Consider the following 13,547-nt stretch of genomic DNA (forward strand, 5'->3'; position numbering starts at 1 on the left):
GTCTTGTTACGAGACCGACTCCGTGAAGCGGCCGTCCGTGGGCTCGACCTCACCACACTCCACGCAGGTCAGGACCGCGCGCACCGCGTGCTGCGCCGCGCCGTGTACGGCGACCTGCTCCGGCTCGCCGGGCATCCACTTGTCGCCCCACTGCATCAGCGCCACCAGCACCGGCAGCAGCTCCTGGCCGCGCTCGGTGAGGTGATACTCGAAGCGGGCCGGGCGGTCCTGATACCGCTCCTGACGAACCACCTCACCGTCGATCAACACACCGAGCCGCTCGGTCAGGATGCTGCGGCTGATCCCGGTCCGGTCGAGGATCCGCTCGAAGCGGCGATGGCCGTGGAAGATCTCGCGCAGGATCACCGGCGTCCACCATTCGCCGACGACGTCGAGGGACCGGGCGATCGAGCAGGGCAGATGGCCGACGGACGAGCGCTTCATGGCTGCACATTACTCCAGCTCACGACGCGAACGGATGAAGCCGTGGAGGCGGCCACCGGCCAGCGATCGCCGCGGTCGCGCCACCGGCTGATCCGTTGAGGTGATTCCCGGCAAAGCGGGCCCTGATCTGCTGGGAGCATGTTTCCAGGACGTAACGAGGTGCCCAACTTTTTCGGACGTGGCGAGGAACTCGGCGCCGCTCGGGCAATTCTGCGCCGGACTCGAGCCACAGGGACCGGCGCGGTCATCGCGGTCACGGGTGAGGCGGGCATTGGCAAGACCGCGCTCATCACGGAGCTCCGGCAGTGGGCGGCCGGCGACGGCTTCGCCACCGGGCACGAGGCAGCCCAGGAATCCGGCAACATCGCGCCGCTCGCGCCCCTGCTCACCGCTCTACGCTCGGGGCCGGCGCCGGTGCTGTCACAGGCCGACTTCGGCGCGCTCGCGGCACACGCCGCTCTGCCGATCTGGCTCGTCGACCGGCTCACCGACCAGTTGCGGGCACGGGCCACCGTGACCCCGATCCTCATCTGCGTCGAAGACCTCCAGTGGGCCGACGCGGTCACCCGGTACGCCCTTCGCGTCCTGCCCGCTCAGCTCGTCAGCTCGCCCATCGCCTGGCTGCTCTCCAGCCGGCTGCCCATTGACGCGCTCGCGGACGACGTCGCGGTGCACGCGATCCCCCTCGGCCCGTTGCCGCTCTCCGTGGCCGGGGCGGGTGGAAATCCTCTGCTCGCTGTCGCGCTGGCGCAGGGACGGCTGACCGAAGCGGTGCGACACATGCTGAGCGCGCTGCCGCCGGCCGCCATGAAGCTGCTCAGCACGGCCGCGGCGCTCGGGCCCTCGTCCACCGTCGACTCGCTCGGCGCGCCACCGGACCGTCACGCGCTCGCCCGGCTCGTACGCGAAGGGTTCCTCGCCGACGACGGGGAACGTCTGCACTTCCGTCACGAGCTGCTCAGGCAGGTCCTGCTCATCTGGATGGATTAGCCTCCGACGCGGTCTTCCGGCCCGGCCGCAGGCACGCCCTGATCCGGTCAGGTGATCCGCCCGCGCGCCCGTCGCGGTTTGCTGAAACGGCACACCGCTACGGGAGGAAACCGACATGCCGACCATTACCACCGCCGACGGCGCCGAGATTTTCTACAAGGACTGGGGCGGCGGGCAACCGGTGGTCTTCAGCCACGGCTGGCCGTTGAACGCCGATATCTGGGACAACCAGCTCCAGGTCGTGGCCGACCACGGCTACCGGGGTATCGCGCACGACCGTCGCGGGCACGGCCGCTCCAGTCAGACGTGGGCCGGCAACGACATGGACACGTACGCCGACGACCTCGCCGCGCTCATCGACACCCTCGACCTGCACAACGTCGTGCTGGTCGGACACTCAACCGGCGGCGGCGAGGTCGCCCGCTACCTCGGCCGGCACGGCACCTCCCGCGTCGCCAAGGTGGTGCTGCGCGGCGCGGTCGTCCCGCACCTGCTGGGCACGGCCGAGGACCCGGGCGGCGCTCCGATGGCGGTCTTCGACCAGCTGCGGGCCGGGCTCGGCGATCGCTCGGAGTTCTACCGCGGTCTAGCCGAGCCGTTCTACGGCAACAACCGGCCCGGCGCGGAGGTCTCGCAGGGTGTACGCGACGCGTTCTGGCTGATCAGCATGACAGTCGGGCTCAAAGCCGCGTACGACTGCATCGCCGCGTTCTCCGAGACCGACATGACCAGGGACCTGCGCGGCATCGACGTGCCGGTGTTGCTCTCGCACGGCGACGACGACCAGATCGTGCCGATCCAGGCCTCGTCGGAGCGCTCGATCAAGCTGCTGCCTAACGCCACCCTGCACGTTCACCCAGGTGCCCCGCACGGCCTGGTGGGCCGTTTCGAGCAGGATTTCAACCAGGAGCTCCTCGACTTCATCAAGAGCTGAGATCGGCCGGCCGGCGCCGAGCGGCGCCGGCCGCCATCGCGGCCTTGACTCGCCGACGTGCGCGCTCATGCGGTGAGCCGGTAGGTCGAGCCGCTGCTGCTCGGGACCCACGCGTTGGGCAGTGCCGCGGCCAGCGCCAGCTGGGCCCGCCAGCCGGTGCAGTGCCCAGGGACGAGAAGACGAGGGCCCGCCTCGCGGAGCGCCTCGACCGTACGCCCGATGATCGGCTCGAAGGCCCTGCCGCCGAGGTGGAGCCCACCGACGAGGGCGTGCAGACGCGGCGTGCCGGTAAGGCGCTGGGCGTGGCGGACGATGTTGACGGCCCCGGCGTGGCCGCACCCGGTGAGGACGACCAGGCCCCGGGCCCGCAGGTTGACCACGAGCGCCTGGTCATCGACGACCAGCGGGTCGGGCTCCCAGGCGGAGCCGTTCCACGCCTGGTGGGCGGGCGGCATGCCGTGCTCGAAGTCGGTGGTGCGGTCGACCTCGCCGGTGATCAGGACGCTGCCGTCGACGAGCAGCGACGGCTCGCGCCGTTCGATCACCTCGAATCCTTCGCCGGCCAGGGAGCGCTTGCTCAGCGTGGGCAGCTCCTGGGCGGGGGCGCCGGGCAGGGCGAGCTGCCGGCGGGCCCAGACCCGTGGGTGGAGCACCATCGGCAGTGCCCGGGTGCCGCGTCTGGCGGCCAGGCCCGCGAGGCCGCCGGCGTGGTCGAAGTGGCCGTGGCTGAGGACGACGGCCTGGATCCGAGTGAGGTCGACGCCGAGGCGTTCGGCGTTGACGACCATCGCGTCGGGCGACAAGCCCGTGTCGAACAGCAACGTCGTCGTGCTGTTCGATCGCCGGACGGTGACGAGCGCGGCGAAGCCGTGTTCGGCACGTAGCCCGACGGTCGTCGACCCCGTCTCGAACTGGGGCGCGCTCGCGACGCCGGCCTTGAATGGAGCGCGGACGGCCCGGTCGTCGCTCTCGAGCAACGCGTCGTAGACGTTGTCGACCAGCGTGGTGATGCTGACCTCGTCGACCGGTGCGAGCGGGATCGGGTCCACGGCCGGCCCGTCGGCCGGCCGTGGACCCGCTGCGGCGACGGGCCCATGGTCGTCGCCGCTGTCACACATCGGTGGCGACGACCTTGACGAGCCCGGTTTCGACGTCGTAGACGAGGCCGGAGACCTGCCACCCGTGTGCCGGCGATCCCGGGGCCGCGAGCAGGGCCGTATCGACCTTGACCGAGGCGTGCGGATCGCTGACCTCTTTGTCCGGCAGCAGGTCGGCGGGGATCTCGAAGTACTCGGCGAGCAGGTCGGGAAAGGCCGCGAGGTCGGTCATGCCGCAGTCGGTGTGGTGCAGTACGACGAGGTTCCAGTCGCTGCCCGGGCCGCCGCCGTTAGCCTTGCCGACCCGGCCGAGCATCGCCATGGTCTTGAAGACCGCGGGTGTGACCCGGCCGCCGACGTTGCGTATGATCGCCGCCTCCCCGAGCTCCATCCCCAGGACGACGCCGGGATCCACCCTCGGGTCGACGCACCCGATGATCATCGTGCGGCGCGAGGGATTGATTCGCAGCCCGGGAATAAACCGATGGGCGGCGAAGTCGGCGTTGCGCCGGGTCAAGTCCTCGATGACGGTCATCATGCCTCCTGGGTTGTCAGTTCGGGCCGGACGAGCTTCGGATCGAGGTGCCCGTGGCGGGCCGCCGGTCGGTCAGTCGCTGCCGGAGCAGCACCAGGCCGAGCCCGGCGAGGAACCAGATGGCGAGAACGACCAGGGACCATGCGGCGTGGGAGCCGTCGAAGTAGCCGTATTCGTTCACTGCTCGCACGGCCGCGCCGGGCGGGAGGATCGCGGAGACCGCCTGCGCCCACCGGGGAAGCAGGTCGTATCCGATGGTCGCCCCGCTGGTCGCGTTGCCGACGGTGGTGAGGACCAGGACGGCCAGGCCGATGCCGGCCGGTCCGAGCCACGCACCCAAGGCTTTGGTGCTGAAGGCACTGGCGGCCGACAGGAGAGTAAGTGAGAGTGCCAGCAGCGGGAGCGGGGCCGTCAGCGAGCCGTAGATGGGACCGGCGATGACGGCCGCACCGAGACCGATCGCGACCGCAAACCCGGCCATAGCGTACAACCGGTGACGAAGGCGCACCTTCGCGACGGCACCGGTGAGGCCCTGCGCGAGTACGAACGAGGAGAGGGTGACGCCGAAGACGACGTAGAAGGCCGACAGGCCACGGCTGTCGTAGTCCGCCAGGGGCACGATGTCGGTTTCCTGCACGGTGAGTCCGGCGTGGGCGGCCAGGCCGGAGACGAGCTGCCGGGCGGCGCCGCTCTCACTGAAGCCGCTGGCCCCGGCGTACTCGAAACGTAGTGTCGTCGGCGAGGTGGCGCCGAGAACGCCGATGGCGTCCCCGTCACGCGCCATGGCGGCGCCGTCCTGGAGGCTCGCGACCTCGGTTACCTCGACGGAATCTCCCAGGCCGGACTGAGCCGCGGTCGCGAGCTGGGATCCGACCACCGCGATGGGCAAGTGTCGTGGAGTGGGATCCCGCTGGAGCCCGACGTAGACAGCGATGAACGCGCTGCCAATGATCAATCCGGTGATGACCAGGGCCAGCCAGGCCGCGTGCTCGGTGGTTCGGGGCCTGGTAGGGCTTGGATCGGGTGACGACATGAGTACTTCCTCGACTAGAGTGGTTTGAATGTCCAACCAAAAGAAGGCTACCGCGTCTGGTTTGAAAATCAAACCGCCTCGGGATGCGCTGTCCGTCGCCCTCGACGCGGTCGACGACCGGTGGTCGCTGCACATCGTGCGAGCGCTGGCGTTTGGTGCCTCGCGGTACACCGAGATCCTCAGAGCCGTCGGGGCGCCGAGAGACATCCTTTCCTCGCGGCTACGCCAGCTCACCGAATCCGGGATCCTGCGTCCCCGATCGGCGCAGGACGGCGCGACCGCGGGGTACGAGCTCACCCAGAAGGGCAAGGACCTCGGGCAGGTCATCCTCGTGCTCAAACGATGGGGCGACACCTACCGCGAGGACGACGTGCCGCCGGTCGATTTCATCCACGACGTCTGCGGCCAGGTGTTCGTCGCCGAGGTGCTCTGCCAGGCGTGCGGCAGGCCCATCCGGTCAGGGGAGTTCTCCCTCGCCCACGAACTCGGCGACTGCCCCGCCTGAGTCACGGTCAGGCGGGTCCGGCCGGCATCATGTTCACCAGCCAGGCAATGCCGTACTTGTCGACGCATCGGCCGAAGAGCGCACCCCATGGCGACCTGGCGAACGGCGTCGTCACGGTGCCGCCTGCGGAGAGCCGCTCCCAGTAGCCGGTGACCTCTGCCTCGTCGTCCCCGCCCAAGGCGACCGAGAAGGCGCCTGCGGCAGCGCCCTCCGGAGGCGTGGTCGTGTCCGCGGCGAACAGCACTGTTCCGGTCGCCCCCTTGAGCATCGAGTGGGCGACCAGGTCGTTCTGTGAGGCATCCTCCGCCGACCGCATGTCCGCGAACGTCGCGATCTCCAAATCACCCCCGAAGACCGACTGATAGAACGTCATCGCCTCGCGGGCATCGCCGTTGAAGCTCAGGTACGGGCTGATACGAGTGGGCATCTCGAACCTTTCCAGTGTCAGACGCTGGTGAGTACGGCGGCGACGTCGGCCGGCTGATCCCATTGCGGCCAGTGCGCCGCATCCTGGAACGTGTGCCGCTCCGCCCGTTCGAACAGGGACTGGAGATGCGTAGCGACGCCGGGGTTGAAGAAAGGATCATGTGCGCCGAAGGCCACGACAACCGGAACATCCAGCTTGGCCAGGTCGCCCGCCGCGATGCGCGCCTCCTGCAAGCCGATATCGGTGAACAGTTCGGCGGTCCAGGCCCGGACGGACGCGATCGAGTCCGGCTGCCCCGCGCCGCCGTAGAACTGCGGCAGGATCGCCGTCGCTCCCACTCCGTCAGGGTCGGCCGGCCCGGGATTCAACCGCCGATCGGTGAAATTGAGCATCCAGCCCAGGATCTTCGGGTCGGCGACGACCGCATCGGCCAGCGGCGTGAAAGCCGGATCTGCGAGCAGGCGGATGAACTCGGGAAAGGCGAGCGTGGGCGACTGGCCGAAGTAGGTGTTCAGAAGCACGAGCCGACCGACCCGCTCAGGATTGCTCAACGTGTAGTTCGTGACGACCGGACCGCCGGAGTCGTGCCCGACCAGAACGGGCCGGTCGAGGCCGAGGCCGTCGATGACCGCGGCGAGTTCGGACTCGCGCTGGCCCGGACCGAGTGGCCATGTGGCCTCGCGCCCCGACCGGCCGTACCCGAGGAAGTCGAAGGTGACCACGTGCCGCCCGGCAAGCTCCGGCAGCAGCCGCCGGTAGATCCGGGAGTCGTCGGGATACCCGTGCGTCATCAGGATCGCGGGACCCGCACCGCGGTATTCGTCGACACACAGATGACCCTTGGCTGTCTCTATCCGATGCTCGATCGCTGAACTCACGATGCCTCCGTTGGTACTGCGGCACAGGCCACGGCTGATCCGGCCCTAGCCAATCGCGTCTCGCGTGCCTGCGAATCACCTGAAAGAATCAACGCTGGAGCCCGCACCGTCGGGCCAGCCACTGCGGAGTCACCTGTTCGTATTAGTACTGCAACCGGTGTTGCGATCGGCGCTGAGATGGCTCGTCGACTGGTCGTGTGGGGTTTCGAGGCTGCAGGGCATGGCGATAGGGCGTAGAGCACGTCACCTCGTAGCCGCTCGGACAGCGGCAGGTTGAGGATCACCTCGCCGCCGGCGTCCGCGAGGAGATCGAACACCACGTAGTGGGCCGGGCACTCCTGCGCGAGACGGAGGAGGTCGCGGCCGGCGGTGACCCGCCGCTGCAGCTGCGCGAAGTTCGTCCGCCCGCGCTCCCACACGATCAACTCACCGTCGAGCACCACACCAGCCGGCATCGCGGTCCGGAGGGCGCAAGTGATGTCGGGGAAGTAGGTGGTGAGGTTCCGGCCGGCCCTCGACTGGACGTAGACGCCGTCGCGCTCGCGGAAGACGATCCCGCGCCACCCGTCGAACTTTGGCTCGTGGATCAGGTTCGGGCCTTCCGGTACCTGGTCGACCGGCGCGGCGAGCATCGGTGCGACCGGCCGACGCAGCACCGGGCCGTCCACTGCCCCGGCCCGGTGCCGGGCCGGGCTCACCGCCCGCGTCGGCTGTGGACGCCTCTCATCTTCGCCCCCCCCAGGTCATCGTGGGGGACAGGACCACCGCCAGGGGCGAAGTCCGCGATGACGAATACCGTCCGCTGGCGCCCGACGACTAGCCTGCCGTCGTGAACGCTGCGGAGGCACAGAACTGGATCGCGGGGATTGCCCTGGTCATTACCGGCTTCGGCCTTCTTCGCGAGGTGCGCTCTCGCAACCGGGACCGTCGCGACGCCGAAGCTGGGCAGGCCCGCACGGTCGTCACGATCACGAAGGCAGCCAAGCCGGGCATCAGCATGACCGCCATGACGGCGACCGCGGCCGAGACGACGATCACTAACTACAGCGCCGCTCCGATTCTGAACCTTTGGGTTGGGGTAGGACACCACTCTCGCGCCGAGGAGGCACCCGGCGAGTACTTTCCAATCCTCGGCCCCAGCCAGTCGGTAACCACGACCCAGCCGTTGAAGCCGACGCTGCCATGGACAGACGACCTCGACCCGGCCGCCAGCATCGAGACCGTCATCCACTTCACCGACGCCAATGGTCTCCAGTGGATCCGCCGGGACAACGATGGTCCGTACCGCTGGATCGACCCGACGCGGCCGGTGTGGTGGCTGCGCCTGCGGTATCGGCTCGAGGATCGCGTGGACCGAATCCGGCCGAGACGATCATGACCGGCCCGGCTGGCGGGGGAGAGGCCAGCAAGGCCCTCCCCGCCGCCGGCCGCCCGGGCCTCGTCGTATTCGAGGTATCGACGGCTCGGCGGGCCGCGGCTCGACGAGATCCGGTACGCGATGCGGATCCTGCAGAGGCCCGAGCTACTCGGGCGGTAGAGGCTCCCACCCCTCGGCGGCCCCGAGCACCCCCACAGCCTCCGCGTCGTCGTCCACCTCACGGCTCCGGCTGACCAGTGTCTCCGGCAGGCGAACCTCAGCCCTGACGTCCGCCCGCTGCTCGTCGACCGAGAGCTGCACGGAGGCCGTGGCCCAACGACGGCGGCCGCGGCCGCGGAACAGGACCTCCAGGCCGTCGGACGTCGGCATGCAGAAGGCGTCGACGTCATCGCCAGCCAACTCTTCGATGCCGAGCTGCGCGCACCGCGCGTTCAACACTGTCCGGGCGAGGAACACGATGTCGGGGTCGGGTGCCCTCGGGTCGGGGGGCACCTCGCGGCGCCGGAGCCGACCGAACGTCGCCTTGAGCGCGTCGGTCGCCAGGTTGCCGATCAGGCCGTTCGTGATGGCCACCCCGATGAAGACGACGACCACCTCCGCCCACCCGGAGAAGTGGATGAGTTCGCCGCGGTTGGCAGCGGTCGAGCTCTGGCTTCGGATCGCGCGACTGTCGCCGGCCGGGCGCGCATCGTTGGTCATGGCCGCAGGGTAGAGGCGTCGTCAAAGCGGCGGTGAATCCGACTCGCGAGAGGGCGCGTCGCGGTCCACGGGGGACGATATCGAGTATGCGGCGTAGTGCTGACAGTCGCGCTATGACTCGGGGGGCATCCCGCAGGACCCCCCCGAGCACTCAGATGAGCCTTTACTCCGTCCTGCGGCGGAGCCGGAAGGCGGCGACGATGCCCAACGCCGAGCCGACCAACAGGCCGGCCAACCCACCGGCGAGCACTCCGCTTCCAGAGTCCAGACCGGAGACGCTGGAAACCGGAGCCAGCGTCGGAGCGGGGCCGGTCGGGTCGGCAGGCGGCGCCACCGTCTGCGTCGGGGCGGGCGAGGGCGCCACCGTGGTCGTGGGGGCGGTCGACGGCGTGGGCGTTGAGGAAGGCGCGCTAGAGACGGTTGGCGTGGGCGATGGCGCGTTGCAGAGCGCTGGCTCGTTGACAACGCGGACGTATTCATATCCCACGATCTCGAGTACCCATCGGTCGGTCGGCTTCACCCAGTCCTCAGTGATGTAGGTGTTGCCAGGCAGCGCTGTGCCGGTCAGCTCCTCGCCGCGCTGCTTTACCAGCCGGTACTGGCGCGCCTCGTCGGTCGCGTTCTTGATGCGCAGGGCGACCTGGTATGGGCTGGGCCGGCAGTCCACGATCAGGTTGAAGTCGGCCCGTGTGGTGCCGGGTCCGCGTGCGCCACTGGTGTTCTTGATCCGCCGGGCGCGTAGGAAAAGATCAACCAGGTGCGACCGGCAGGGTATGCGGAGGGTCGGCCAGTGCCGCCAGCGCGAATCCTCGCACCGTCCGACGACCGAGAGTCGGTTTTAGGTGCGGTCACCGCGTGGCGCAGCTCGTGACGGCTTCATTCACGATAACGTTCCTTCTCGTGAATGAGATTGAGATCCGGGGGAGCAACCCGAACGGCCTCGCAAACCCCCGCCAGTTCGTCCTGTCGGAGTCCGCGCTCGACCGGCTCCGCCGCGCCAAGGCTGACTCCACCCTCCGCGCGTACCGAGGCGACCTCCGCCGGATGCTCGTCTGGGCTGGCGCCGAGAAGATGATCCCCGCCGACCTCACCCCGACCGACCGGGGCCCGATCAACGACGCCCTCAACGCCGCGGCGTTCGCGGCCCTCCTCGAGCGGTACGGCCAGCTGCACACGATGGCTGCCGAGTACGTCAACCACCTCGCCGAGGAAGGCAAGGCCCCCAGCACCATCGACCGTGCCTTGGCGGCCGTCGCGGTCGCCCACCGCTCCGCCGGCGCCGGACGGCTTGCCACCGACGCGGCCCGGGCCGTGTTGCGTACCTATCGGCGGGACAGCGCGGACGACGGCCGGAAGGTACGCAAGGCCAAGCCGCTCCTCGTCTCCAACCTTCGCCTCATGGTGGACACCTTGGACTTGGACAGGCTGGCCGGCCTGCGCAACCGGTCCGTCCTCGTTCTCGGGTTCGCCCTCGGCGCGCGCCGATCCGAGATCGCCGCTCTTGACATCGAGGACCTGGACTTCAACGAGCACGGCCTCGAGGTGACCATCCGCCGGTCAAAGACCGACAAGGACGCCACCGGCCGCAAGGTTCACGTGCCGTACGGCACCAATGAGCAGACCTGCCCGGTCCGGACCACCCGAGCATGGCTGGCCGCCCTCGGGCAGCGCGGAGTCGCCGGCGGAGCCCTCTACCGGCGGATCGACAAGCACGGCGAGCTCGGCCGCGCCCCGCACGGACGCGGCTCGGCCGACGGGCGCATCACCGGGCAGGCCGTCGCCATCATCATCCAGCGGACCGCCCTCGCAGCTGGTCTCGACGCCGCGTCGACGTTCAGCGGCCACTCTCTGCGCCGGGGCTTCGCCACGGAGGCACGCCGCGCCGGTCACGACCAAATCCGGATTGGCCGCCACGGCGGGTGGAAGGACGGATCTCCCACTCTCGCCGGCTACATGGAAGACGTTGACCGAGTGACCTCCAACGCCCTCACCGGCGTCGGCCTCTGAAGAGAGACGACCAAGACGACCACTCACGCCCGTGCCGCTGGCGCGGTCGCCCGCTGGCCGTACGGCTTCACCCGCGTCTACGTGCTGTTCACGACGCCCAGGTTCTGCCTGAGCTGATCGGAGTGGGCGCGCGTGACCTGCAGCAACAGCTTCAGCAGGCCACTGCGGGGCCGTCCCGCCGAGGCCTGTCCGGACCAACGGCGATGGCCAGATCGGCCGTCCGCGGGCCCACCACTCGGCTCGATTCTGGACGCCCGACGTCTTGCGGGACCGCCTACAACGCAGCGTGGCCATACGCTGTCCCGATGTACCCGGACGACCCGACCCAGCGCCAGCAGCCGCCTGTGCCGCCGCAGCCCGGCGCGTACCCGCCGCCACCCCAGGGCGGCCCGCAGTATCCGCCGCCGCAGGCGGCACATGGTCAGTACCCGCCCCAGGGGTACCCGCCGCCGATGGGCTTCCGGCAGACCACCGTGGCGTCTGGAGGGATCCCCGGCTGGATGCACGTGCTCTACGCGGTCGGTGGCATCTTCACCTGCGGCGTCCTTTGGGCGGTGTGGATCGTCCACTGGTGGTTCGCGCAGTCCAAGAGCCGTTCGACGACCACGGTGACCGCAGTCCCGCCGCAGCCACCGCACCAGTACCCGCCCCAGCAGTACCCGCGGCAGTAAGCCAGGCGACACGGACAAGCGACCGTGGGTAGTGGCCCCCTGGGGAGCTCTGCCTCCGCCGATCGGCCGCCGTATGACTCAGCCGCCCTCACCGGTCTGCCGCTCCGTCGCTTCCTCCTCCGCGCACACCTTGTGGCACACCCGTCCGTGCTCGTCACGGGTGAACGCGCCCTTTCACAGATTCGGCACGGAAGCCCGTCGCCGGCGCCGAGGTGGGTCCAGACCAACCTGACCGTCTCCTTCTTCTTGATGGAGCTGCCCAGATCCACCACCACCGGGCCCCGTGGGTCGTGCGGCGGCCGCCGATACCCGGTTTCGACGCCGTAGTTGCAGTTCAGGTCCAGCTCGCGGGGCGCCATGGTCGCCTCGTTGCCCGAGTCCGGGGCCAGCTCGATGTTCGGGACCAGCCGGCGACCAGCGCGGTCGTTGAGATACCGGCCATGTCGTCGGCCGTCATCCAGTAGTACCTCGGTTAGAGCGTCCGGGTTGTCGGCCTGGACGTCGCCCGCGAGGCAGTCGCTGAGTGCGAACGCCGCCTCCCGCAAGTTCCCGCGGGGGCGGCGTACGCGGGGACCGACTCCATAAATCCTATGGTGCCAGCGTCCCTGCCTGGTCGCTGGATGTGGCCTGTTCGGCGGCAGCAGACAGCTCGTCGGACTCCTGCATGGTCAACGACTCCTGCACCTCCCGAACGACGGAAGTCGCGAGCATCGTCGCGATCAGCGCGTTCACTGGCGTGTACTGGACGTCGGCCACGGTGTGGGCGGTGGCGTGCCGGTTCGCCCTGGACGGAACCGGGTCACCCTTGCCGGGGTGGAAGGTGTCGAACACCCGCAGCAGCGGCCACAGCGTTACCGACTGGCGGAAGTCTTGCATGAGGCAGTCGCGGGACTCCTCAATCTGCATCACCATCGGCTTGTAGAAGCGGTTCTGCGGCACGCTCGCGAACAGCGTCCCGCGCAGGGTCGAATCCACCACGTTCATCGCGAACGCCTGCGCCGGCTCGTCGTGGCCGTCCCGCATAGCGGCCACAACCTTCCGAGCAGCGCTGGCATACTTGCTCAACTCGGGGGCGGTCACCTCGCTCAGCGCCTGGTCGCAATCGTCCAGCACCTCAGCACGACGCTCCAGGAGGATGGCCCGCCGGCGGCCCGGCTCGGCCTTCCGCAGCGCGTCGATCACCTCGGCCCGCGGCACCCAGCACAGCGGAATGCCTTCGTCGTCGGCAAGCTCCTTGACTTCCCGGATGAAGATGCCGTCGGGCCAGTTCGGCGGATAGCGGAGAAGGCGGACGGCCTCCGCCCAAGCGGTGAGTCGCGGGACGGAGAGGGCGCTGACCAGCTGGCGGAGGCTGTTGGTTGCCTTCCCCCACTCGGTAGTGGCCGAGGCGAGGGTCGAGAAGTTCTGTAGGGCGAATCCGCTTGCCGTCACGCGGGAAGTGATCGCGGCGGCGCGGGCGAGTGCACCAGAACGCTGCACCGCGTCAGCCTGCGCCAACGCCGCCCGAACACCCGGGCTGTTGAGAAAGAGCTGCGCGCGCTGGACCTGCTGGTAGAGGCCAGCGCCGCCGCGTAACGGGACAGTCCGGTCGGGCAGCGTCTCGTCGCTGCTGGCCTGCTCGTCCTCGTCTTGAGGGCCATCGTCCATCGGCTCGTCGGGCATGTCCGTCCTCTACACATCGGCTCGACGTCCATGATCCCACCGGTGGTCCACACGACTCCACCATGTTGTTCCAGGGCACTGTCCCCGCGCTGCCGGGCCGACGTCGAGGCCGGCCCGGCAGCGCGGGGGACAGTGTTCGTGCGGGCCGGTGTGGACGGTGATCTCCCGGTATTTGCGGTTCTTGCCGGCCCGGACGGTGATGTTGCCCTTGCGGGCGGGCGGCAGGGGGACATCTGTCCCTCCAGCCATGAGCGTCGATCAGCGGAAGCGAAGGCTGAGTAGCCCAT

The 13,547-nt window shown here is 69.3% G+C and carries 16 protein-coding genes; 6 read left to right on the forward strand and 10 right to left on the reverse strand.

What is annotated here, in order from left to right; translation table 11 throughout:
• Window positions 1–6 precede the first annotated feature (6 nt).
• Window positions 7–444 (reverse strand): winged helix-turn-helix transcriptional regulator, encoded by a 438-nt coding sequence (locus tag I8N68_RS23860; RefSeq protein ID WP_200214340.1) that lies wholly within the window; start codon window positions 442–444, stop codon window positions 7–9.
• Between the two features lie 159 nt (window positions 445–603).
• On the opposite strand from I8N68_RS23860, the gene I8N68_RS23865 reads away from it, so the two are divergent.
• A complete protein-coding gene (locus I8N68_RS23865) occupies window positions 604–1,434 on the forward strand; it encodes an ATP-binding protein (RefSeq protein WP_200214342.1) in 831 nt (276 codons plus the stop codon).
• Between the two features lie 115 nt (window positions 1,435–1,549).
• Window positions 1,550–2,368, forward strand: a complete 819-nt coding sequence (locus I8N68_RS23870) for an alpha/beta fold hydrolase (protein ID WP_200214344.1) — start codon at window positions 1,550–1,552, stop codon at window positions 2,366–2,368.
• 65 nt (window positions 2,369–2,433) lie between these two features.
• On the opposite strand, the gene I8N68_RS23875 is transcribed toward I8N68_RS23870, so the two are convergent.
• From I8N68_RS23875 to I8N68_RS23885, 3 genes are all read right to left on the reverse strand, one after another.
• Window positions 2,434–3,417 carry an MBL fold metallo-hydrolase gene (locus tag I8N68_RS23875; RefSeq protein ID WP_200214346.1) on the reverse strand — a complete coding sequence of 328 codons (984 nt, stop codon included), beginning with the start codon at window positions 3,415–3,417 and terminating at the stop codon, window positions 2,434–2,436.
• Between the two features lie 61 nt (window positions 3,418–3,478).
• On the reverse strand, window positions 3,479–4,000 hold the full coding sequence (locus tag I8N68_RS23880) for a carbonic anhydrase (RefSeq protein ID WP_200214348.1): 522 nt from the start codon (window positions 3,998–4,000) through the stop codon (window positions 3,479–3,481).
• A 16-nt stretch (window positions 4,001–4,016) separates the two neighbouring features.
• Window positions 4,017–5,033 (reverse strand): hypothetical protein, encoded by a 1,017-nt coding sequence (locus I8N68_RS23885; RefSeq protein ID WP_200214350.1) that lies wholly within the window; start codon window positions 5,031–5,033, stop codon window positions 4,017–4,019.
• 28 nt (window positions 5,034–5,061) lie between these two features.
• Between I8N68_RS23885 and I8N68_RS23890 the strand changes: the two genes are divergently transcribed.
• The gene (locus tag I8N68_RS23890; protein ID WP_200214351.1) at window positions 5,062–5,538 is read left to right on the forward strand and encodes a winged helix-turn-helix transcriptional regulator; all 477 of its coding nucleotides are present in this window, start codon (window positions 5,062–5,064) and stop codon (window positions 5,536–5,538) included.
• A gap of 7 nt (window positions 5,539–5,545) precedes the next feature.
• Here I8N68_RS23890 and I8N68_RS23895 read toward each other — a convergent pair whose 3' ends face one another.
• From I8N68_RS23895 to I8N68_RS33120, 3 genes are read right to left on the reverse strand one after another with little or no spacing between them, the layout of a single operon-like run.
• The gene (locus I8N68_RS23895; RefSeq protein WP_200214352.1) at window positions 5,546–5,965 is read right to left on the reverse strand and encodes a VOC family protein; all 420 of its coding nucleotides are present in this window, start codon (window positions 5,963–5,965) and stop codon (window positions 5,546–5,548) included.
• A gap of 17 nt (window positions 5,966–5,982) precedes the next feature.
• Window positions 5,983–6,843, reverse strand: coding sequence for an alpha/beta fold hydrolase (locus I8N68_RS23900; RefSeq protein WP_200214353.1), 861 nt, complete (start codon window positions 6,841–6,843; stop codon window positions 5,983–5,985).
• Window positions 6,840–7,475: an ATP-dependent DNA ligase gene (locus tag I8N68_RS33120; RefSeq protein ID WP_234040465.1), complete on the reverse strand. Its 636-nt coding sequence runs from the start codon at window positions 7,473–7,475 to the stop codon at window positions 6,840–6,842. Before I8N68_RS33120 ends, I8N68_RS23900 begins: the two co-directional genes overlap by 4 nt.
• A 197-nt stretch (window positions 7,476–7,672) precedes the next feature.
• Here I8N68_RS33120 and I8N68_RS23910 point away from each other — a divergent pair, with 197 nt between their 5' ends.
• Window positions 7,673–8,221 carry a hypothetical protein gene (locus tag I8N68_RS23910; RefSeq protein WP_200214356.1) on the forward strand — a complete coding sequence of 183 codons (549 nt, stop codon included), beginning with the start codon at window positions 7,673–7,675 and terminating at the stop codon, window positions 8,219–8,221.
• Window positions 8,222–8,365: 144 nt separating this feature from the next.
• Here I8N68_RS23910 and I8N68_RS23915 read toward each other — a convergent pair whose 3' ends face one another.
• Both I8N68_RS23915 and I8N68_RS23920 read right to left on the reverse strand, forming a co-directional pair.
• Complete coding sequence (locus I8N68_RS23915; protein WP_200214358.1) at window positions 8,366–8,920, reverse strand: hypothetical protein; 555 nt, start codon at window positions 8,918–8,920, stop codon at window positions 8,366–8,368.
• A 163-nt stretch (window positions 8,921–9,083) separates the two neighbouring features.
• Window positions 9,084–9,587 carry a hypothetical protein gene (locus I8N68_RS23920; protein ID WP_200214360.1) on the reverse strand — a complete coding sequence of 168 codons (504 nt, stop codon included), beginning with the start codon at window positions 9,585–9,587 and terminating at the stop codon, window positions 9,084–9,086.
• Window positions 9,588–9,820: 233 nt separating this feature from the next.
• On the opposite strand from I8N68_RS23920, the gene I8N68_RS34005 reads away from it, so the two are divergent.
• Window positions 9,821–10,927 (forward strand): site-specific integrase, encoded by a 1,107-nt coding sequence (locus tag I8N68_RS34005; protein ID WP_200214368.1) that lies wholly within the window; start codon window positions 9,821–9,823, stop codon window positions 10,925–10,927.
• Window positions 10,928–11,232: 305 nt separating this feature from the next.
• Window positions 11,233–11,598 carry a hypothetical protein gene (locus I8N68_RS23930; protein WP_200214369.1) on the forward strand — a complete coding sequence of 122 codons (366 nt, stop codon included), beginning with the start codon at window positions 11,233–11,235 and terminating at the stop codon, window positions 11,596–11,598.
• A gap of 588 nt (window positions 11,599–12,186) precedes the next feature.
• Here I8N68_RS23930 and I8N68_RS23935 read toward each other — a convergent pair.
• Window positions 12,187–13,260 carry a hypothetical protein gene (locus I8N68_RS23935; protein ID WP_200214370.1) on the reverse strand — a complete coding sequence of 358 codons (1,074 nt, stop codon included), beginning with the start codon at window positions 13,258–13,260 and terminating at the stop codon, window positions 12,187–12,189.
• Window positions 13,261–13,547 lie beyond the last annotated feature (287 nt).

The organism is Micromonospora coerulea, assembly GCF_016598485.1.
GTDB lineage: Bacteria > Actinomycetota > Actinomycetes > Mycobacteriales > Micromonosporaceae > Micromonospora > Micromonospora coerulea.